Genomic DNA, 20,355 nt, shown 5'->3' on the forward strand with positions numbered 1-20,355 from the left:
CTCTGGGTGCGGAGTTTGCCACTCACCCGGCCACCACCGTTGTTCGCCAGGGTTGCTCCGTGAAGAGGTGTTTGCCGTTCGCGTTCCGGCCCGATCGTGGCGCCGTGATGAAACTGTGACCTTCGGTTCAGCGGCGCAGTGCGGCCCGGACGTCGGCCGGCCAGCAGGACGGATCGGTGCCGTGCGTGCGCAACAGCGCCAGAGCGATGCGCTCCATCCCGAAGCCGACGCACGCGCTGTGCGCCACGGCCCCGCCTACGGTACGCAACCCGAACGTCTCCCCGAAGTGGTCGCGATGACAATTGGCGGATACCAGCGCAGTGCCGTCGTCGAGGTCGCCGTACAGGCGGACCACGAGTTCGGTCTTCAGGTCGTCCGCACGTTGGTTGGTCGCCAGCATCTTCCCGACCCGCCCGAAGAACGGGTCGTTGGCGGGCATCGCGTGCGCACTGAGCCCGAGTTGTTCCAGTACCGACAGGCCGTGGCCCACCCATGCGTCCCGATGCTGCTGTGCGCGCTGCGCGTCTCCGACGAACACATACTCGTGCATCCGGAACGCCTGCATCCGAGCCGGGTCGACCGCCGGTTCGTGCCGGAAGCAGTATCCGTAGATGTCGAGCAGGACACCATTTTCCGGCAGCACGCCGGGCAGCGTGGCATACGCCGGATGACAGGCCGCCGACACCAGCATGGTGCCCGCGGCCGCGAGGTGACCGTCCCAGGGCAGGCCGGCATCACGGTCGGCCAGCAGCGCCCGATGCTGCCTGTCCCCGCCGGTGAACGTGGACACCGCCCCCGTCAGGTTCGGGAACGAGGCGATGTAATCGGTTCGTTCGAAGGCTTCCCGCGGATAGACGGGCGGGAACCGGCGCACCTTCGGTTCCTCGCCGTGCACCCGATAGCCGGTGCGCCGCACCAGCGCATCGACATCCTCGACGATCTCTTCGAAGGTCCCGCTGCGGCCGTAGAGACCGTCTATCCCCATCGGGACGAGCAGGTCGGTCGCGATGAGTTCATCGCGGAATGCCAGCCGCGCAACGGACAGATCGGTGTGCGGCGCGTCGTTCGACATGGTCAACGGTCCCCCACCGGGCTCGGCCAGCCTAGAATGGTCACCATGCAGGAGCGAATCCGCCAGGTCCTTGCGGCACACGGCCGAATGGCCGCTGATCCCTTGGACATCGACAGCGCCGCGGACCTGTACGAACAGGGACTCACGTCGCATGCATCGGTCAACGTCATGCTCGCCCTTGAGGACGAGTTCGGCGTCGAATTTCCCGACGACGCCATGAAGAAGGCCACTTTCGCATCGATCAGCAGCATCGAACGCGTCCTGTCGGAACTGACACCACAGACATGAGAACGCGCTGCCCGGCTATCCGCGCCTGGCCGGCGTGATCGTCACGAGTTGCACGGGTATCCCGTAGCCGTCCAGCGCATCGAATGCCGACACCAGGGACGCACGGCTACCGTCTTTGAGATCCACCACCACCACGGCGAGCGGCCGGTCGGCGGTGGCGCCGTCGGCCCACCAGTCCGATGCGGCGGTGTGCACGACCACGTCCGGGCCGGCGGCGTCGTCCACGAATCTGATGGCCGCACTTGAGGTATCCGGGTACAGCACCAATGGTTCGGCGGGCCACCCGGCCACCTTGTTCATCAGGATCCGCGTCGACGGGGGCCAGCCGCCGCCGGATGCGGGCGAGACGGCGTAGCCCCGCTTCGCCGCGATCCGACGAACCCACGCGGCATTGGTCTTTCGCCCGACCCGGCCGTTGAGCAAGGCCAGCACCTCGAGCAGCACGAGTAGCGCGACCACTCCGGCGACCAGCGCCTGCTGAACCGGCTTGGGCGCCACCTTCACCGCGTTGCCCGGCGAGGACAGCAAGCCGAGCCGGGTCGGGACGGCGGCCTGCAGTTGATTGGCGCGCTGCAACTGCGCTTGGTAGTCGGCGAGCAGCACGTCGCGGGCGGGCGACGGATCGGGCAGCGTCGCCATCTGCTCGGCGGTGGCCGCGGCGCTGGACTGCAGGTCGATCAGATCCTTCTTGACCTTGTCGTTCCACACGTTGATGCCCGCTTCGTCGAGCGCCTTGACCGCGTTCTCGGCCAGCGTGGCCGCGTCCTCGGGCGATTGCGCTGTGACACTGAGCTGGACCAGGGCCGGTGAGGTCTCCACCGCGACACTGAGATTGCGCGCCAACTCCTCGGAGCTCATCGGTGTCGCGGACCGCCTGACGATGTCGTCGAGCACCGCCTTCGATTCGCTGAGCGCGAGATACGGCGGCGCCAACATGTTCACCGTCACGTCGGTCATGTTGGTGACGTTGCCCGAGTCGATCTTGGCGGTGACGCCGACCTGATACTGGGCGGGCCCGGACGAGACGGCGGCGTACGTGCCGAACGCCACGACGATCGCGCCGATCAGGGCCGGGAGGAACACCCGCCCCAACTCGCGTAGGTGGTTGCCGATGTCGAGCGTGGGAGGCGCGTTGAAATGCCGCCTCAGTTCCCGCTCGATCGTCACATGACTAGTCACCGTCAACTCACCGGACCCTTCGGTTTCCTGGTCTCCCCGCACTTCCCCAGGACTGTAGCAAACTTCAGACTCATCTTGCACATCAGCCTTTTCGCTTGATTGCAAGCCCTGTATCGAATTCACGCGCACAATCGCGCATGTTTAGCAAAGTCCGACTTCAGCGAGTCGCTGCACTGCCCGATATCCCGGCTTGGGTTCGAAATCCTTGGTCAGCAGCCCGAAATGATGTTCGGGATCGTTCGGATCGGTCCCGGAATCACGGATCGAATAGATCAGGATCACCGGGACGTATCCGAGCCGGCGAGCGGCGGAGATGCCGGCGGTGAGGTACTCGGCCTGCGCGGTCCGCGACATCGACGTGGAATCCGACCCCGTTGGTGCCCCGAACTCGGTGATCCAGATCGGTTTCGCTCCATCGCCTTTGGACACCATGAGATCGTGCAGTCGTGGAATCTTCTGGAACGTACTCCAGTTCGTCGTCTCTGGATCGGTGGGCATCCACGGGTAGGTGTAGGGATGGATGGACATCGTGGTGAAGGCGCGCCGTCCGCCACCGTCGTAGATGCGTTGCGCGAAGGTGATCGGGTCGATCTCGCCGTCGGCATGGTTCTCCCCCGGCGCCAGCGCTCCGGCGATGATGTTGGCCTGCGGTTGTACCGTGCGGATCGCCTGCGACGCCGCGATGAGCAGTGCCGTGTAGGCACCGGCGTCCGGGGCAGGAGCCCAGAAGCTCGCGCGGTTCGGCTCGTTCCAGATCTCCCAGTCGGTGATCACGTCCGCGTACCGGGTCGCGGCAGCCTTGGCGAACGCCGCGAAGTCCCCCGGCTCGGCGGGCGGATAGTGGCTCGCCGGGGCGTCGGGCCGGTCCACGGCACCGGCGATCCGCGCCCACTCCGGTGTATAGGCCAGCACACCGAGCGGCCGCATGCCGTGGCCGGTGACCGCCTGCACGAGGCGGTCGATCGGCGCCCAATCGAACTGTCCGCGTTTCGGTTCGACCAGTGACCAGTCCACATCGAAGCGGAAGCGTGTCGCGCCGGCATCCCGCGCGGCGGCCATATCGCGTTCGAGGTCGGCGTCGGACGCGCGCAGTATCCAGGCCGGTGCGATGCCGATGTCGGTTGGGCAGTGCGCCGTCGGACGCGGGGACGCGGTCACCGAACGATGCTCGTGGGCCGGGTCCGGTCGCGCGCACCCGGTGACGGTGAGGACCATGGTGAGGGCGGAAGCCAGGACCGTGGCAAGCTGTGCGCGCACTACGCCCGATCCCCCACCCGGCCCAGCAGCATGTCCAGCATCGCCGGGTACGCGGTCCTGGCATCGTGCACATCCGCGATCCGTTGGCGCGCAACGTCGACCATCTCGGTCACCGGGCCCGGATGGGCCACCGTCCAGCTGATCGCCTGGGCCAGGGCATCGACGTCGCCGACGGGCACCAGCGTTCCCGCGCCGTCCCGCAGCAGCCAGGAGGAGCCGCCGTGATCGGTGGCGATGACCGGCAGGCCGACGCTCATCGCCTCCAGCACCGACACCGGGCTGGCTTCCGGGGAGGTGCTGGCATTGACCAGCACATCCCAGGTCGACATGGTCGCCACCGCGTCGACGTGCCCGAGGAAACGGACCCGACCGGACAGCTCCGGGGTCTCGGACAGCTGCCGCAGTTCTGCGGCATACTCCGCATCGGCTTCGATTGCGGTACCGGCGATCTCACAGTGCACGCCGGGGACCGTGGCCAGTGCACGGAGCAACACACGGTGGCCCTTCCACGGGGTCAGCAGCGCCATGATGCCCACCACCGGGGGCCGCCCGGCGCGTGCGGCGGCGGTGGCGGGGAGGTCGACACCGAGCGGCGCGACCTCCACGTCGAGTCCGAGCGCCCGGACCGGCGCCGCCGCCGGGGGCGACACCGCGAAGATGCGCCCGATCGCGGGCTTACCGATCCGGATCATCGCCCGCTGTTTGGACTCGTGCACGGTGTCGTGGACCAGCCAGGACGCCCGCTGCGGGAGCCGGGCCAGTCTTACCGCGGGCAACGCGAGCAGCGAGTTGACGATGATCGGGCTGTCGGTGTCCGTCGCGCGCCTGATCACCGCGGCGGCCCGGGCCCAGCGGCGGATCAGGGTGCCCGCGGCCCGGACCCGCGCGGGGCCGGACGAACCGCCCAGGTCGAGTTCGTCGATCGCGTAGTGGTGCACCGTTTTCGGCAGGCGTTCGGCCAGCGGACCGTTCGGGCAGACGACCCGCACGTTCTCGCCGCGTGCGCAGGCGGCCCGCACCAGCTCGAGCAGCACCACCTCGGCACCGGAGAACCGACCGGCCCGGTTCACGAAGACGATCGGGGACACGCTCATGCCACCTTCCCGGTCCGCAGTTTGGTCAACCGCCGCCAGTCCAGGACGCGGGTCACGAAGGCGCCGGCGAGGAACAACACGACCGCGACGATGGCGTTCACCAGCCAGGACACCCGGCCGTCCAGCATCCAGCTCGCCGCGCTGACGACCACTGTGAGCAGCGCGACCAGCGCCAACTTCCCTGCCGGAAGCAACCGGTCAACCGGCAGTGTCCGCGCGGCCAGGACCCACATCGCCACGAACATCAGAACCTCGGTCGCGACGGTGGCGGCAGCGGCTCCGTTGTACGAATAGTGCGGTATCAGAATCACATTCAGGACGATATTGAGCAGCAGGGCACCGAAGGCGACCCACGGATAAACCCGGTGTCGCCCAGCCGAGATCAGGGCGACCAGGACAACCTGGGTCAGCGCGGCGAACACCGCCCCGATCAACAACATCCAGGCAGCATCCGCACTCTCTCCGAAACGCTGCCCGTACAACAGCGATACGATCTCCCGTCCGGACGCCCACATGCCCACCGCGGCGAGCGATGTGAGTAGCGCGACGGTGATCGCCGCGGTGCGGACGTGCCTGCGGAAGTCGTCGTGCAGCAGCGGCCAGGCGGCGACCAACAGGGTGGCGACCGGCGTCAGGATGGCGACCACGGCGTAGGACATCACATCGGCGAACTTGTACGCGACGCTGTAGAGCCCCACTGCATCGAACTCGTCGAGCTTGCCGAGCATCAGCACGTCCACCTTGGACAGCAGCGTCATCATGCCCAGCCCGATGCTCAGCGGGATCGCCTCGACGAGCATCTCCCGCCAATGCCGCAGCTTGGGCCCGCGGGTGATCCGCGGGCCGACCGCGCCCCGGCGCACCCCGGTCAATTTCCAGACGCCGGAGAAGATCTCGTTGGCAATGGCGGGCAGGATGAAGATCAACAAGCCGGGATGCGTCGTCGCAGCGAGGATGGTCAGGCCGAGCTGGAGCAGCTGCGCGAGCGCCTCGGCGGTCGCCACCGTCACCATTTTCATCCGGCTCTGGTAGAGCACCGACAGTGCATTGCTGGGGGTGGCGATCACCACCACCAACCCGGCGATGGCGGTGGCCCGGACCACGTCACCGGAGTACCCCATCAGGACGACATAGCCGACCGCGATGCCGTAGCCGAGAAGTCCGAGTGCGGCCCGCAGGGCGACGAACGAACTCGCGAATGCCTCGGGATCGGAGTCCTCGTCGAGCAACCGCGCCAGCACCACACGGCCGACACCGAGGTCGGTGATGATCGACATCATCCCGAGCAGACCGAAGACGAAGGAGAACACACCCCAGTCCGTCGGGGACAACAGGCGGGCGATGAGGACCGTACCGGCCCAACCCATGATGGAGATGGCCAACCGACTCAGCAACAGCGCCAAGGTGTTTCGGCCGGCGGCGGCGGCATGGTCGGACGGCGTCGCCGGATTGTCCTGCAGTACCGCGCCATCGCGGTGGGCGTCCATCAGACCACCGCCAACTCATCGGACTCCGGCACATTCCACCGCTCGGGCCCGGCCGGGGTCTGCACCACGGCACACCCCGCTGCCGAGATCAGCAGCCAGAAGTAGAAGTCCATCGGGAAGATCTCGAAGTAGGTGCTCACCACCGATGCCACACACGCCCCGACGATCGCGGCACTGACCCCCAGGCAGAAGGCCGAATCCACGCCCTGGGTGTACCGCGACGCCCGCAGCGTCGAAACCAGAACCACCACAAGGAGAGTCACGAACGCCCACAACCCGATGGGCCCCAGCTCGATCAGGACCTTCACGTAGTAGTTGTCCGGCTGATACGCCAGTTCGGGGTTCAGATTCTGCAACATCGCCAGATAGGCGGTCGGTGTGTTCTGGGTGGCGGTCTCCAACTTCTCCGCCGCCGAGCCGGTGCTGCCCAGTCCCGCACCGAATGGACTGGTCAGCACCGAGTCCCAGATCGTGGACCAGCCGCTGGTGCGCTGTCCCAGGCTGGACGAGGAGAACAGGCTGTCGACGTACTTCCCCGGTATGTAGACCAGGGCGATCCCGCCGGCCAACACGGCCAGCAGCACGCCGACGGCCAGCTGCCGATAGCGGTGCACGATGAGCCACAGCACACCGACGAAGACCGCGAGATACGCGGCCCGCACGATCGACATGCCCATGCCGGCCAACTGGACGGGGATCAGCAGGAGGAAGATCCGGTTGCGCAGTCGGGCCGGGTCATGCAGTGCGACTGCGCCTCCCACGAGGATGGCCATGGCGACGTAGAGGCCGAACGGGAAGGGCTGGACGAAGGTGCTGAAGCTGCGCATGAACGAACCGCTGGTGCGCAGCGCGGTGTTGTATTCGTAGCCCAGATCGTGCAGGAAGTCCTGTCCCAGGAACTGCTGGGCGAGGCCCCAGGCCGCGGTGAGGACCGACACCGCCATGATGATGGTGACCAGATTGTCCCGGTCCCGGGCGGTCAGTGGGGCGTACCAGCAGATCAGCGGCACGACCGCCAGGTAGAAGAAGGTGATCTTCAACGGGTAGACGGCACCCGGGAATCCGGTGGTGAGTAATGCCGAGGCCGCACCGACGGCGACGAAGAGGACCGCGATCGGCAGCCACGGCATCGACACGCCGGTGTTGAGGCGTCGGTACGGGGTGATGAGCGCGGCCAGCAGGGTCACCCCCAACAGCGCTTCCTTCCACCACACGAACGACTGCCCGTTCGGCACGATCAGCAGCAGGCCGTGGAACGGGACCAGCAGCGCGGCCAGCAAGAGTCCGCGCTGCGGGCGTCGATAGATCGCATAGACGGCGGCGGCCAGTACCGCAGCCGCCGGCAAGACCACGACAGCGGTCACAACTGGACACCTCTGCACGCCACGCTTTCGGTCCGCCAGTCCGCGTGCATCGGCAGCAGCGCGGCGAACTCGCGCTCGACGACCTCGCGCAGGCGTTCCCGGGTGAAGGTCTGGATCTCGCGCTGTAACAACGAGTGATCACCGCCGTCGGCCCGCACGATGCGCCCCGACCAGCCCCGTCGCGACAATCGTTTGATCCCGCGCCCGCCGCGCTGCTTGTCGAACCACGCATGGTCTTCCGGTGACAACACGAGATCCACCGAAACCCCGGCCCGGTTCAAGGCCCCGAGCAGGACCTCCGGCACCTCCGTCAGTCCCAGCCTGCCCATCAGCAGCCACAGCCGGTAAGGCAGCCACCTCCGGATCAGCTGTTTGGCCCGCACCTCGGCCGCACCGGTCTGCGGACCGGACAACTCCTCGGGACCGACCTCGACATTGCGCAACGAGAACGTCAGCAGGTTGACCATCACCACCGAACGCGCGCCGCGGGTCAGCGCCCCGTAGGCCGAATCCCAGGCTCCCGAGCAGACGCCGGCCATCATCAACCGGTCCGCGGGCACACCGATGGCGTCGATCGCATGCACCACATCGGTTTTCGCGCGGTTCGAATGGACACGTGCGAAGTCGGTCGTGGCGTAGCCGGTCTCACCGATTCCCCGGCGGTCGTAACGCAGCACCGTCACGCCGGTCGCAGCAAGTTCCCGAGCCGTCTCGACCCACACCCGGCCCGGGCCCACCCGGTGCTCACAGGCAGTGTTGTGGATCAACAGAGCCGGTGCGTCCGGCGCGGATTCGGTTGCGGTGGAACGGATCGCGAAGAGCCGGTCCGGCCCGAGGAATTCCAGGGTTTCCCGCACCCCGGGAGCGACAGTCGCAGCCGTCCGGATCACCGGTGCGACGTGGCACCTGCTCGCGGGCAGGGTCTCGTCCAGCCAGGCCGCTATCGCGTACAGCGACCCGACCGGGATCTCGACGACGAAGGACACGGGCTCGACGAACTCGGCCTGACCGGTGACCGTGCGCACGACGACGTTGGGGGCCGCCCCCAGCGCCGCGATCGGCGCGTCGGACACCCGCTCCGGACGCGCCATGACGAGCACCGGCAACGCCGAATCGAAGGCGCCCGAAAGCTTCACCGTCTTGAGTTGCCGGGCCGCCGGCACCGCAAGACTGCAGCCCAGGATCGACTCGGCCGATTCCGCACCGGGATCGTCACCGACCGTCATCCGGTACAGCGCCCGTTGCTCCCGCAGGTATCGGCGGCCGTCGGTCACCGGATCCCACAGCACCAGGGCGGCGACTCCGTCGATCGAGTCCGCGGCAAGGCCGGCCAACAACGCTCCGGCGCGCAACCCGACCAGCGCAACGTCGGGAACACCGGCGTCGCGCAGGTAGCCGACCGCCGTAGCGATGCTTTCCAGGTAGCGCGACACCGCGGCCGGGTCGTCCTGTTCCATGGCGGAGTCGCCGGTGCCGGCGTAGTCGAAGCGCAGCACCGCGAAGCCACGGGCGCACAGCCGCTGCGCGAGCAGCTTCAGGCCCCGGTAGGAGTCGAGGTGCTCTTTGCCCAGGGGCGGGCAGATGACCACCCCGGCCCGGGCCAACCCGTTGTCGGGGGTGTGCACCACACCGAAGAGCGAGGCATCCAGCGGCCCGAACCACGTCGGCCTACCTGGGGATATGTGCTCGCCACCCATTCCTACTCCGTCCACTGCCGAGATCCGCAGAAACTTTGCCTATGCACTACCGATCACCCGTCGACGCGACCATCGCCTCGGACGGAACATACAGCGTCACGAACCCGATAGCGATATCTCAGCAAAGTATCGACCGGTGGAATTGATCACATGTCGGCCGCGTTAAATTGCAGTTGATCGACATATAGGCTGGCCAAACTCCCCGCTCTGTGTAAAGTTAGCAAAAATCCGTCGGGCCGGTTGCGTCGATTTCCGGAGTGCCGCTACCGGCTCTCCGCCGAAAGCGCCAAAGCCCCACCCGCGCAATGCATCAATTTGCTGCTTTTGCATATCCAGGAGGAAGTACGTGAACACGGACCCCACCGTGGTACATGTGGCCGAGTCCTTCGCCAGCGGTACCGCATCGGCCATCTCGGACTTCGTCCGGAACTACCCAGACGCCGAGCATCACCTCGTATACAGCCTCCGAGCCGAGGCGGTGGTGGCCCCGTCCGAGTTCTCGGGATTCGCGTCCGTCACCGAGATGCCCGCCGGGACGGTGCCCCGGATCCGGTTCCTGCGCGACCATCTGCGCCGGATGGAGCGCGCGGGCGACGGGGTGGTCATCGTGCACGCGCACTCCAGCAAGGCCGGCGGATACGTCCGGATGGCGGTCCGCCGCTCACGCCGGCGGCCGCTGCTGTACACCCCGCACTGCTACTCCTTCGAGCGTCGGGATGTGTCGTGGCCGGTTCGGCAGGCGTTCCGCGCACTGGAGTGGGTACTGGCGTTCAACACGACCGCGGTGGGCGCCTGTTCACCCCGCGAGGCGCGACTGTCGCGTTGGGCGGGTATTTCCCCGCGGGTGGTCACCGTGCCCAATGTCCAGCCGCCCGATCTGCCCCGGGCGGAGCCGTCCGGGGAGAAACGCAAGCTGCGTGTCGTCGGCAACGGGCGGCTGGGCCCGCAGAAGGACCCCGAGTTCTTCGCCCGGGCGTTCGCCGCGGCGGTCGCATCCCACCCGGACATCGAAGGTGTATGGATCGGCGGCGGCGATAACCAGTACATCGACATGCTGCACGAGGCGGGTGTCGAGGTGACCGGATGGCTGCCCCGTCGGGAGGCCCTCGACATCATGTCGACCTGCGATCTGTACCTGCACACCGCATTGTGGGAAGGCTTTCCCATCTCCATCATGGAGGCCGCCGGGATGGGGATCCCGGTGGTGTCCCGTCGTCGCCCCTACCTCACCGGTGTGGACATGCCGGTGATCATCGACGCCCCCGAGGACCTGACCGCGGCGGTCGGTGCACTGCTCGACACCAAGAGTCTGGACCGGGCCCGCCGCGACACGATGGCGGCGTTGTCCCGCAATTCGGACAGCCACCAGGCCGAGGCACTGGAACAGCTCTACGGGCCGTTGGTCGGCGCATCTCGATGACGACTCTGCACGTCAACGGAAAGTGGTTGGCGCAGCGGCTGACCGGCACACAGCGCTATGCGGGTGAGATCGTGCACGCCATTCTGCGCGAGGATTCCGTCGACCTGGTCGTGCATGTCCCGGCCGGGGCCACGGTGCCGGAGTGGCTGACGCACCCGCGCGCCACGATACGGATCGCCCCGGTGAAAGGCGTTGTGTTCGAACAGCTTTATTTGCCTGTCGTCACAGCGGGGCGCCTGCTGCTCAACTTCGCCGGGCCGGCGCCGTTGCTGAAGAAGCGCCAGCTGGTGACCATGCACGACGCCACGCCGTTCCGGCACCCGCACACCTTCCGCAGGGCATTCGTGTGGTTCTACTACGTGTCGTACTTTCTGCTGGGCCGGCGGGCGGACCGGCTGGTGACGGTATCGCACTTCAGCGCAGCCGAACTCGACGACGTACTGGGCATCCCGGCCGAGCGCTTCACGGTGGCCGGGTGCGCGGCGGACGCGCTCGTCGGGATCACTCCCGCCCGTCCCGACCTGGACGGTTTGACCGGCCCGTTCTATCTGATGGTCGGCACCATGGCCCGGCACAAGAATCTGACCGCTCCGGTCACCGCGGTCGCGGAGTCCGGCCGCACGGTGGTGGTGGTCGGTGCGTCCGGCAACCAGCAGGTGTTCTCCGACGCGGCACCGCTGAACGGCCGGGCCGTCATCGCCGGCAGGTTGTCCGACGCCGAGTTGAGCTGGCTGTACCGCAACGCCGCCGCGCTGGTGTTCCCGTCCAAATACGAAGGATTCGGCCTGCCACCGCTGGAGGCTCAATCGCTGGGCTGCCCGGTGCTGTCCTCGGCCGCGGCATCGCTGCCCGAGGTCGCGGGGGCGGGCGCGGTGTACTTCGATCCCGACGACCCGCAGACCCTGCTGGCCGCGCTCGACCGGCTGGAATCGGATCCGGCCCTGGTGGCGGAGCTACGCAGGCTCGGCAGCGAGAACGCCTCCCGGTACCGCTGGCAGAGCTCGGCACGGGCCGTGCTGGACACCCTGGGTGCCGCTCAGCCCTCCAGCTTGTAGCCCAGGCCGCGCACCGTCACCAGGTGCACCGGGTTGGCCGGGTCGGACTCGATCTTCGAGCGCAGTCGCTTGACGTGCACATCAAGGGTTTTCGTATCGCCCACGTAATCCGCACCCCAGACCCGGTCGATCAACTGACCGCGGGTGAGCACCCGGCCGCTGTTACGCATCAGGTATTCCAGGAGATCGAACTCCTTGAGCGGCAACGTGATCGGATCGCCGTTGACGCTCACCACGTGCCGCTCCACGTCCATCCGCACCGGGCCGGCCTCCAGCACGCCGTCCGGGACGCCGGCATCCTCGGTGTCCGCACCGCGGCGCAGCACCGCCCGGATCCGGGCGATCAGCTCGCGTGCCGAATACGGCTTGGTGACGTAATCGTCGGCGCCGAGTTCCAGACCCACCACCTTGTCGATCTCACTGTCGCGGGCGGTGACCATGATGACCGGCACACTGGACCGCGACCGCAGTTGCTTGCAGACATCGGTGCCGCTCATGCCCGGCAGCATCAGGTCCAGCAGCACGATGTCGGCGCCGGACCGGTCGAATTCCGCCAGCGCCGACGGTCCGTCGGAGACGACCGTGGCCTCGAACCCCTCCTTGCGCAGCAGGAATGCCAACGGATCGGCAAGCGACTCTTCGTCTTCCACGATCAACACATTGGTCATCAGCGTGCCGTGCCTTCCGTCATCGCGCGTGCCGCGAAGTCTTCCACGATCAACACATTGGTCATCAGACAGCCGTGCCTTCCGTCATCGCGCGTGCCGCGAAGTCTTCCACGATCAACACATTGGTCATCAGACAGCCGTGCCTTCCGTCATCGCGCGTGCCGCGAAGTCTTCCACGATCAACACATTGGTCATCAGCGTGCCGCGCCTTCCGTCATCGCGCGTGCCGCGAAATCCTCCACGATCAGAACATTGGTCACGGAGCACTACCTTCCTCGTCTACTTCGTCGTGAATGGCCGGAATGGACAGGGTGAATGTCGAGCCGGTACCCGGCTGGCTCCATAACCGGATGGATCCGTTGTGGTTGGCCGCCACGTGTTTGACGATGGCCAGGCCGAGCCCGGTGCCGCCGGTGGCCCGGGAGCGGGCCTTGTCGACCCGGAAGAAGCGCTCGAACACCCGCTCCTGATCGGCCTTGGCGATGCCGATGCCGCGGTCGGTGACGGCGATCTCCACGACGTTGCCGCGCCGGCGCCGGCTGATCGACACCGCCGTACCGTTCGGCGAATACGCGATGGCATTGGACACCAGGTTGGCCAGGGCGGTCACCAGCAGCCGCTCGTCGCCCAGCACCCGGAATCCGGTCGGCGCGTCGGTGGTGATGGCGATATCGGCGTTATCGGCGGCGACCTTGTACCGCGACAGCGCCTCGGCCACCACGGTGTCCACATCGACGATCTCCAGCTGGGGAAGCGGCTCGGCGCCCTGCAACCGGGACAGCTCGATCAACTCGCCGATCATGCTGGCCAGCCGGTTGGATTCGACGACCATCTTCTCGGCGAACCGGCGGACGTTGTCGGGGTCGTCGGTGGAGGCCAGCAGCGCCTCGGCCAGCACCGACATCGCCCCGACCGGGGTCTTCAGCTCGTGGCTGACATTGGCGACGAAATCGCGGCGGGTCGCCTCCATCCGCGCCTGCTCGGACTGGTCGCCGACGAAGACCACCGCGAACTGGTGATCCTCCTCGACCAGCAGCCGCACGTGGCCGCGCACCGACACCCCCGAGCGGCCCGGCGTCTGCCGCTTCGGCGGCGACAGGTCGACGTCGACGTCCGCGCCGGTGGCCAGGCATCGCTGCACCGCCTGCCAGGCGCGGTCGTCGAGCAGCCGGTCCCGGACCAGTCCGAGCGCGGTGGCCTGGTCGTTCATGTAGACGACGTCACGGAACGCATCGACCACCACGATGCCCATCGGCGACATCGCGGCGATATGACTGAGCATCTGCGAGATGGTGATGCCGCGCCCCTCGGCGGCGAGCTGCCGAGCCCGGCGCTCGGCCAGCCGGGCGGACAAGATCAGTCCGGCGGTTACGCCGATCCCCAGCGTAAGCAATGCCAGGGCTGCCGCCAACAGCAACGCGGAACCGACACTCACGCGAAAATCGTACGCATCGGGTGAACGTCAACCCAGCAGCGAGCGGCCGAAACGGGATAAGTCACACGCACAAAGACAGGTGTTCGACCGCTGTTCACCTGAGTTCACCCGGTGTTAGCTCACTTGGTTCCCTGGGCGGCGACCGCAGCCGCCCCGGCGGCAGCTGCCTCGGGATCCAGGTACCGCCCGCCGGGCACCGTCGGCTTGAGCTCCTCGTCGAGTTCGTAGAGCAGCGGAATCCCGGTCGGGATGTTCAGACCCACGACGTCGGCGTCGGACATACCGTCCAGGTACTTCACCAGCGCCCGCAGCGAGTTGCCGTGGGCGGCGATGAGCACCGTCTTGCCCGCCTTGAGGTCGGGCACGATGGTCTGCTCGAAGTAGGGCACGAACCGGGCCACCACGTCGGCGAGGCATTCGGTCAGCGGGCCGCCGTCGATGTCGGCGTACCGCGGATCGGTGTCTTGGCTGTACTCGCTGCCCTTCTCGATGGCGGGCGGCGGGGTGTCATAGCTGCGACGCCACGCCATGAACTGTTCCTCGCCGTACTTGGCCAGCGTCTCGGACTTGTCCAGGCCCTGCAGGGCGCCGTAGTGCCGCTCGTTGAGCCGCCAGTCGCGGTGCACCGGTATCCAGTGCCGGTCGGCCGCGTCCAGTGCGAGGTTGGCGGTGGTGATGGCGCGGCGCAGCAGCGAGGTGTAGAGCACGTCGGGCAGCACACCCTGCTCGGCGATCAGCTCGCCACCGCGGACGGCCTGCGCCCGGCCCTTGTCGGTGAGGTCGACATCGACCCAACCGGTGAACAGGTTCTTCTCGTTCCACGTGCTTTCGCCGTGGCGCAGCAGGATCAGATTCGCCATGGCGAAGATCTTCTCATGCGGGAGAATCGTCGTCCTGATCGATGAGGTGTTCGAAAGCCTGCAGGTTCTTCAGCGACTCCCCGCGGGCGACCCGCCACTCCCATTCCTTCTGAATGGAGGAGCGAAAACCCAACTCCAGCAAGGTGTTGAAGTCGGCATCGACAGCTTCGAGCACCTGACCGAGCACCCGGTCGATCTCCTCGGCGGTCACCGAGCCGTTGGCCATCCAGCCGACCAGGTAGATGTCGCCCAGATTGTCCAGCGTGTAGGCGACCCCGTAGAGCCTGCGATTGCGTTTGAGCAGGAACCGGTAGACGGCCTCGAAGTTCTCGTCGGGCCGCCGGCAGACGAACGCCTCCACCCGCACCGAGTGTTCGCCGATGCTCAGGATGGTGTTGGTCTTGAGCCTGCGCTCCCCCGGCAGCGCCACCACAAGTCCGGGCAGCCCCCCGCCGGTGCCCTGATGATGGGTGTATTCCAGATCGTTGTCCTGCAGCGTCTGCTCGATGACTTCGGCCACCTGGTTGGCGACCGGACTCATGCCCGAACCCCTCTGCGCAGTGCGAAACGGCGGCCGGTGCGCCGGCCGGACGGCTCCCGGCGCGGATGCCGGTCCCGATACTCGGTGATGGCGCGGCTGTAGCTGTCCAGCAGCCCGTCGACGGTGTGCGCCCAGGAGAAGGTCGCGGCGTGCGCCACCGCGGCGGCGCGCAAGGTTCCCGGATCCTGCTCGAACAACGCGTCGATCGCCCGCGCCCAGTCACCGGGATCGTGCCCGTCGACCAGGCTGCCGCTGACCCCGTCGCGCACCGCCACCGGCAGGCCACCCACGGCGGCGGCGACCACCGGGGTTCCGCAGGCTTGCGCCTCGACCGCGACCAGGCCGAAGGACTCCGAATAGCTGGGCACCGCGACGATGTCGGCGGCACGGTAGACGTTCACCAGCGCCGCCCGGGACTGTGGTGGTAGGAAACGCACGCGCGAACTGATACCCAGTTCGTCGGCCAACCGAACCAGCGAGTCCGGTGCGGCCAGCCCACTGCCCGACGGCCCACCGGCGATGAGGACCACCACGTCGGGCAGCTTGGCCACTGCGCGCAGCAGCACATCAGGCGCCTTGAGCGGCTGGATCCGGCCGACGAAGGCCACCACCTTCTCCCGCGGGTCGATGCCCAGTTCGGCGCGGGCGGCCGCCCTGTCCCCCGGGGTGAATACCGCCAGGTCGACCCCCGGATGCACGACGTCGATGCCGCGGCGGTCCGCGTTGTGCAGCGAAACCAGTTGTTGGGCTTCGATTTCGGTGTTGACGATCAGCCGATCCGCCTCATCGACCACCTGTTGTTCGCCGACCGAGCGCAGCGCGGGCTCCGGGGCATCCCCCTCGGCCAGCGCGGTGTTCTTGACCGCGGCCAGGGTGTGGGCGGTATGCACCAGGGGCACCGCCCAGCGGTCGGCGGCCAACCAGCCGACCTGTCCGGACAGCCAGTAGTGCGAGTGCACGATGTCGTAGTAGCCGGGCTCCTGTGTGGCTTCGGCCCGCAGCACACCCGCGGTGAACGCGCACAGCTGGGTGGGGAGGTCGTTCTTGTCGAGTCCCTCGAACGGGCCGGCGACCACGTTGCGCACCAGCACCCCGGGCGCGAACTGCACCAGCGGGGCGTCCGCCGAGGACGTGGCCCGGGTGAAGATCTCGACCTCCACACCGCGCCGGGCCAGTTCCAGCGCGGTCTGCAGCACATACACATTCATGCCGCCGGCGTCGCCGGTACCGGGCTGGGCCAGAGGCGAGGTGTGCACCGAGAGCACCGCTACGCGACGGGCGGTGTCCAACAGGCCGGACGGTTCGGGGACGACACGCACATGCTCATGTCTACACCTGCCGGATCAGGACGCGCCGAGCACACCGGCTTCGCGCCGCAGCTGGGCGCGACGCATCGCGGCGATCGGGTCGGCGTAGAGCCCACCGAGGGAAACCACGCCGGCGCCGGCCTCCTGCACGCGGTTACCGAAAGCGGTCACCCGGATGTCGCGGGCGCCCAGCACAGTCCGTGCCGCGAACGCCTTCTCGACCAGTTCCATGCCCTCCGGGTATTCGGTGAACGCCTGGCCGCCCACCACCAGGTCATCGGGGTTGAGCATGTCGCGCAGCAGCGCCACGGCCTCGCCGAGCACCCGCGCGCGTTCGGCCAGCAGAGCACGGGCGCCGTCGTGCCCGCTGCGGGCGGCACGCAGTACCGAGGCCAGCGTCGAGCTCGGTCCGTCGGCCGGGATGATGCGCTGGGCGCGGGCCGCGGTCAGCACCGCTTCGTCGCTGACCGTCGACTCCAATTTGCCTGTGCCACCGAGCAGTTCGGAAGTGACCGGAAGTGCGGCGATGGTTCCGGGCCCGCTGGCCGGGGAGTGCACCCGGCCACCGATGGACAGCGCGTAGCCGACGGTCTCGCGGGCGTAGACGTAGAGGCTGGTGCCCGTCTGGGTGCTGGGACGACGCACCCCGAGCAGCAGCTCGGCGCCGGCCATCGCATCGACATGGGAGGCCACCGACACCGGCAGCCCCAGGGCCTCGGCGAGGACCGGGCCGACCGGGGCCTCCGACCAACCCAGCCGGGCGTGGTCGAGGTAGCCGGAGGTGCTGTCCACCACGCCACCGGCGGCGACGCCCACCCACAGCGCGCGGCGACGGTGCCAACGGCTCAGGTAGCGGCGCGCGCTGCCGGCCAGCGAGGCCAGCGCAGCGTTCTGGGTGCCGCGCGGGGTGGGGGTTTCGACGACGTCGAGGGTGCGTCCGAACAGGTCGGTGGCCACGATGCTGGTGGTCCGGGCGCCGATGTGCAGCCCCAGGGTCAGGAACGGCTCGTGGTTGACCTCGACCGGGACGCGGGGGCGGCCGATGGCCCCGGACACCGCGAGATCCGCGCGTTCCCGCAGCACTCCGGCGTCGAGCAGGGCTGTGACCTGGCGGTTCACCGTGGCGATGCTCAGTCCGGTGACCCGGGCGATGGCGTCACGGGCGATCGGGCCGCGCTGGCGGGCCGCACCGAAGACGGAGGCCGCGGCGACGTCGGCGACCTTCAGTGACGGAGCGACGATGTGGTGCCGGGCCATCAGGGCGCGCTTGGCGTGCGCGGCGGAGGTCGGGCGAAGGGTGGTGGCGGCGGTTGCGGTGCTCACGATGAGGGTCCTCTGGTCTGAGTCTGAAAGGAGTGGGCATCTGCCACACCGGGCGACTCAGCGGGACCGGAAGGTCCTAGAGGTCAGCAGGGCGCGGCGGCGTGTGCGCAACAACAACACGCACGCCGCACGGCGAGACGGCTCGCCTGACTGATCTGGGACACGCCGTCAACGTAGCACGACTATCGGGACTTACGCGAAGGTCGGATATCCGGGCCTAGTGTTGTCACCATGAGCACCCCAACAGATCAGCGCCGCGTCGCGGTAGTCACCGGAGCCAGCGCCGGGATCGGTGAAGCAACCGCGAAAACCCTTGCCAGCCTTGGTTTTCACGTGATCTGCGTGGCCCGGCGCAAGGAGCCGATCGAGGCGCTGGCCGCCGAGATCGACGGCACCGCAATTGTGGCGGACGTCACTGACCCCGCCGCTGTGGCGGCGCTCGCCGAACAGCTGGACCGGGTGGATGTGCTCGTCAACAACGCAGGCGGGGCCCGCGGACTGGAGTCGGTGGCCGATGCCGACATCGAGCACTGGCGGTGGATGTGGGAGGCCAACGTGCTGGGCACCCTGCATGTGACCAAGGCGCTGCTGGGGAAGCTGATCGATTCCGGCGACGGTCTGATCGTCACGGTCACCTCGATCGCCGCCCACGAGGTCTACGACAACGGGTCGGGATACACCAGCGCCAAGCACGCCCAAGGCGTCCTGCACCGCACGCTGCGCAGTGAGCTGTTCGGAAAGCCGGTGCGGCTCACCGAAGTTGCGCCCGGGATGGTGAAGACCGACTTCTCCGTGAACCGCTTCGACGGGGACGCCGGACGCGCCGACAAGGTCTATGAGGGGGTGACCCCGCTGGTCGCCGAGGACATCGCCGAGGTGATCGGGTTCGTCGCGAGCCGCCCGTCGCACGTCGACCTGGACCTCATCGTGGTCCGGCCGCGCGACCAGGTCACCGGCGCGGCCGGCTCACGGGTCAACCGCCGGACGACGTAGTCGCCGGAGCCGACGTCGTGGTGGGCGTGCCGGACAGGGTCGGCGCATCGCTGGGGGTGACCGGTGCCGACGCCGGGATGTCCGCCGGTGGCTCGTCGTCGGACAGCGCGGACATGGCCTTCCATTCGTCCCACGGAACGGCCCAGTCCCAGATGTCCCCGTCGGCGTAGGAGAGCTGGATGCGGGTGCCGGTCACCTCGACCGGGTCGCCGTACATCGCGGTGTTGAAGTACTGCTCGGCGTCGGTCAGCGACAGGTTGATGCAGCCGTTGGTGACATTGCTGTTGCCCTGGGCTCCGGAGCTGGCCGGGTTGGCGTGGATGAACTCGCCGTTGTTGGAGATCCGCACCGCAAAGCGTTCCCGCACGTTGGCATAGCCGGCCGCCGGGTTGGTCATGTAGAAGTCCTCGTACTTCTCGGTGACCACGTGAATGCCGCTACGGGTGACGTTGCGGTCCAGGTCGCCCTCGCCGTAGCTGCACGGGAAGTCCATGGTCACCGCGCCGGCCTCGTCGAGTACCTGGATGCGGTGACTAAACGCTTCCGCCCTGACCACCTGGCGCCTGCCGATGGTGAAGTCCAGCGTCGAGTCGGCCGCCCCGTATGCGTCGGGCCCGAACGACACCCCGTAGAAGTCGGCGTCGACGTGCACCGTGGTCCCGGGCGGGTAGTACTCGCGGGTGCGCCAGTGCACCCGGGAACCGCCGGCCTCATCGGGCAGCCAGGCCCAGCTGCCCTCGACTTCCGGGGTGGTGGTGACCTTGAGCGCCTTCTCCACGGTCGCCCGGTCCTCTTCGGCGATGGCGGCGTCGAACTGCAGGATGATCGGCGCGGCGACCCCGACGGTCTGGTGATCGGCGAGCTGGAAGCGACCGTTGACGGTGGTCTGCGGGTTGACGGTGCTGAACGATCCGGTGACCGGCACGGCCTGGCCGTCCCGCCCGACCACCGACCCGGACCAGGTGTACTCGCCGCCGTACCCCAGCGGCTCGGTGACGGTGAATTCGGTGCGGTCGCGGTTGAGCTTTCCGGCCACCACATTTCCGGCGGCATTGGTCAGCGCGACCCGCTGGAACCAGCCGTCGCGGACGGCAGCACCGACCGGCTCGGTGGGCACCACATCCTCGGCGGCGTCACCGGGATTGAGGGTGATGCTCGGCGCCGCGGCGGGTTCTTCGGATTCGGGCGCGTTGCCGGCGGGACCGGTCCCCGCGCAGGCGGCCAGCAAGCCCGCACCACCGATTCCCAGGATCGTGAGCGCACGACGCCGGCTCAACGGCGTGTGCTGGTACTCCCCGGCGTCTCTCACGTGGAC

At 67.9% G+C, this 20,355-nt stretch carries 18 protein-coding genes; 4 read left to right on the forward strand and 14 right to left on the reverse strand.

The genetic code is table 11. The annotated features are described in order from the left end of the window. Positions 1 to 127: 127 nt before the first annotated feature. On the reverse strand, positions 128 to 1,072 hold the full coding sequence (locus V4U86_RS24335) for an amino acid--[acyl-carrier-protein] ligase (protein WP_395308417.1): 945 nt from the start codon (positions 1,070 to 1,072) through the stop codon (positions 128 to 130). 45 nt (positions 1,073 to 1,117) lie between these two features. Between V4U86_RS24335 and V4U86_RS24340 the strand changes: the two genes are divergently transcribed. Beyond that, complete coding sequence (locus V4U86_RS24340; protein WP_395308418.1) at positions 1,118 to 1,360, forward strand: acyl carrier protein; 243 nt, start codon at positions 1,118 to 1,120, stop codon at positions 1,358 to 1,360. 15 nt (positions 1,361 to 1,375) lie between these two features. On the opposite strand, the gene V4U86_RS24345 is transcribed toward V4U86_RS24340, so the two are convergent. The 6 genes from V4U86_RS24345 to V4U86_RS24370 form a co-directional block, all read right to left on the reverse strand. Next, entirely contained in the window at positions 1,376 to 2,527 is a 1,152-nt protein-coding gene (locus V4U86_RS24345; RefSeq protein WP_395308419.1) for a hypothetical protein, read from the reverse strand. 153 nt (positions 2,528 to 2,680) lie between these two features. Further along, positions 2,681 to 3,796, reverse strand: a complete 1,116-nt coding sequence (locus V4U86_RS24350) for a cellulase family glycosylhydrolase (RefSeq protein WP_395308420.1) — start codon at positions 3,794 to 3,796, stop codon at positions 2,681 to 2,683. Beyond that, entirely contained in the window at positions 3,796 to 4,890 is a 1,095-nt protein-coding gene (locus V4U86_RS24355) for a glycosyltransferase family 4 protein (protein WP_395308421.1), read from the reverse strand. Before V4U86_RS24355 ends, V4U86_RS24350 begins: the two co-directional genes overlap by 1 nt. Continuing rightward, positions 4,887 to 6,377, reverse strand: a complete 1,491-nt coding sequence (locus V4U86_RS24360) for a flippase (RefSeq protein ID WP_395308422.1) — start codon at positions 6,375 to 6,377, stop codon at positions 4,887 to 4,889. The genes V4U86_RS24355 and V4U86_RS24360 overlap by 4 nt, the downstream gene beginning before the upstream one ends. Beyond that, positions 6,377 to 7,741 carry an O-antigen ligase family protein gene (locus V4U86_RS24365; protein ID WP_395308423.1) on the reverse strand — a complete coding sequence of 455 codons (1,365 nt, stop codon included), beginning with the start codon at positions 7,739 to 7,741 and terminating at the stop codon, positions 6,377 to 6,379. The genes V4U86_RS24360 and V4U86_RS24365 overlap by 1 nt, the downstream gene beginning before the upstream one ends. Further along, a complete protein-coding gene (locus tag V4U86_RS24370) occupies positions 7,738 to 9,438 on the reverse strand; it encodes a serine aminopeptidase domain-containing protein (protein WP_395308424.1) in 1,701 nt (566 codons plus the stop codon). The genes V4U86_RS24365 and V4U86_RS24370 overlap by 4 nt, the downstream gene beginning before the upstream one ends. Before the next feature lie 346 nt (positions 9,439 to 9,784). Here V4U86_RS24370 and V4U86_RS24375 point away from each other — a divergent pair, with 346 nt between their 5' ends. Next, positions 9,785 to 10,858: a glycosyltransferase family 4 protein gene (locus tag V4U86_RS24375; RefSeq protein WP_395308425.1), complete on the forward strand. Its 1,074-nt coding sequence runs from the start codon at positions 9,785 to 9,787 to the stop codon at positions 10,856 to 10,858. Then, positions 10,855 to 11,913 carry a glycosyltransferase family 4 protein gene (locus tag V4U86_RS24380; protein WP_395308426.1) on the forward strand — a complete coding sequence of 353 codons (1,059 nt, stop codon included), beginning with the start codon at positions 10,855 to 10,857 and terminating at the stop codon, positions 11,911 to 11,913. The genes V4U86_RS24375 and V4U86_RS24380 overlap by 4 nt, the downstream gene beginning before the upstream one ends. Here V4U86_RS24380 and regX read toward each other — a convergent pair. From regX to V4U86_RS24410, 6 genes are all read right to left on the reverse strand, one after another. Continuing rightward, positions 11,895 to 12,581, reverse strand: coding sequence for a two-component sensory transduction protein RegX (gene regX / locus V4U86_RS24385; protein ID WP_395308427.1), 687 nt, complete (start codon positions 12,579 to 12,581; stop codon positions 11,895 to 11,897). The genes V4U86_RS24380 and regX overlap by 19 nt on opposite strands. A 256-nt stretch (positions 12,582 to 12,837) precedes the next feature. Continuing rightward, the gene (locus V4U86_RS24390) at positions 12,838 to 14,016 is read right to left on the reverse strand and encodes a sensor histidine kinase (RefSeq protein WP_395308428.1); all 1,179 of its coding nucleotides are present in this window, start codon (positions 14,014 to 14,016) and stop codon (positions 12,838 to 12,840) included. Between the two features lie 119 nt (positions 14,017 to 14,135). Next, positions 14,136 to 14,876, reverse strand: coding sequence for a phosphoglyceromutase (locus V4U86_RS24395; protein WP_395308429.1), 741 nt, complete (start codon positions 14,874 to 14,876; stop codon positions 14,136 to 14,138). A gap of 13 nt (positions 14,877 to 14,889) precedes the next feature. Further along, complete coding sequence (locus V4U86_RS24400) at positions 14,890 to 15,417, reverse strand: YbjN domain-containing protein (RefSeq protein ID WP_395308430.1); 528 nt, start codon at positions 15,415 to 15,417, stop codon at positions 14,890 to 14,892. Further along, positions 15,414 to 16,736 carry a D-inositol-3-phosphate glycosyltransferase gene (mshA, locus tag V4U86_RS24405; protein WP_395308431.1) on the reverse strand — a complete coding sequence of 441 codons (1,323 nt, stop codon included), beginning with the start codon at positions 16,734 to 16,736 and terminating at the stop codon, positions 15,414 to 15,416. The genes V4U86_RS24400 and mshA overlap by 4 nt, the downstream gene beginning before the upstream one ends. Before the next feature lie 24 nt (positions 16,737 to 16,760). After that, positions 16,761 to 17,981, reverse strand: coding sequence for an ROK family protein (locus tag V4U86_RS24410; RefSeq protein WP_395312198.1), 1,221 nt, complete (start codon positions 17,979 to 17,981; stop codon positions 16,761 to 16,763). A 297-nt stretch (positions 17,982 to 18,278) separates the two neighbouring features. On the opposite strand from V4U86_RS24410, the gene V4U86_RS24415 reads away from it, so the two are divergent. Then, a complete protein-coding gene (locus V4U86_RS24415) occupies positions 18,279 to 19,040 on the forward strand; it encodes an SDR family oxidoreductase (RefSeq protein ID WP_395308432.1) in 762 nt (253 codons plus the stop codon). Here V4U86_RS24415 and V4U86_RS24420 read toward each other — a convergent pair. Beyond that, positions 19,021 to 20,349, reverse strand: coding sequence for a L,D-transpeptidase (locus tag V4U86_RS24420; RefSeq protein WP_395308433.1), 1,329 nt, complete (start codon positions 20,347 to 20,349; stop codon positions 19,021 to 19,023). The genes V4U86_RS24415 and V4U86_RS24420 overlap by 20 nt on opposite strands. Positions 20,350 to 20,355 lie beyond the last annotated feature (6 nt).

The sequence above is a fragment of the Mycobacterium sp. AMU20-3851 genome (assembly GCF_043974665.1).
Lineage (GTDB): Bacteria > Actinomycetota > Actinomycetes > Mycobacteriales > Mycobacteriaceae > Mycobacterium.

Coding starts and splice junctions, on each gene's coding strand:
- V4U86_RS24335 (WP_395308417.1), bottom strand. CDS start 1,072: ATGTCGAACGACGCGCCGCACACCGATCTGTCCGTTGCGCGGCTGGCA.
- V4U86_RS24340 (WP_395308418.1), top strand. CDS start 1,118: ATGCAGGAGCGAATCCGCCAGGTCCTTGCGGCACACGGCCGAATGGCC.
- V4U86_RS24355 (WP_395308421.1), bottom strand. CDS start 4,890: ATGAGCGTGTCCCCGATCGTCTTCGTGAACCGGGCCGGTCGGTTCTCC.
- V4U86_RS24360 (WP_395308422.1), bottom strand. CDS start 6,377: ATGGACGCCCACCGCGATGGCGCGGTACTGCAGGACAATCCGGCGACG.
- V4U86_RS24370 (WP_395308424.1), bottom strand. CDS start 9,438: ATGGGTGGCGAGCACATATCCCCAGGTAGGCCGACGTGGTTCGGGCCG.
- V4U86_RS24380 (WP_395308426.1), top strand. CDS start 10,855: ATGACGACTCTGCACGTCAACGGAAAGTGGTTGGCGCAGCGGCTGACC.
- regX (WP_395308427.1), bottom strand. CDS start 12,581: ATGACCAATGTGTTGATCGTGGAAGACGAAGAGTCGCTTGCCGATCCG.
- V4U86_RS24395 (WP_395308429.1), bottom strand. CDS start 14,876: ATGGCGAATCTGATCCTGCTGCGCCACGGCGAAAGCACGTGGAACGAG.
- V4U86_RS24400 (WP_395308430.1), bottom strand. CDS start 15,417: ATGAGTCCGGTCGCCAACCAGGTGGCCGAAGTCATCGAGCAGACGCTG.
- V4U86_RS24410 (WP_395312198.1), bottom strand. CDS start 17,981: ATGGCCCGGCACCACATCGTCGCTCCGTCACTGAAGGTCGCCGACGTC.
- V4U86_RS24415 (WP_395308432.1), top strand. CDS start 18,279: ATGAGCACCCCAACAGATCAGCGCCGCGTCGCGGTAGTCACCGGAGCC.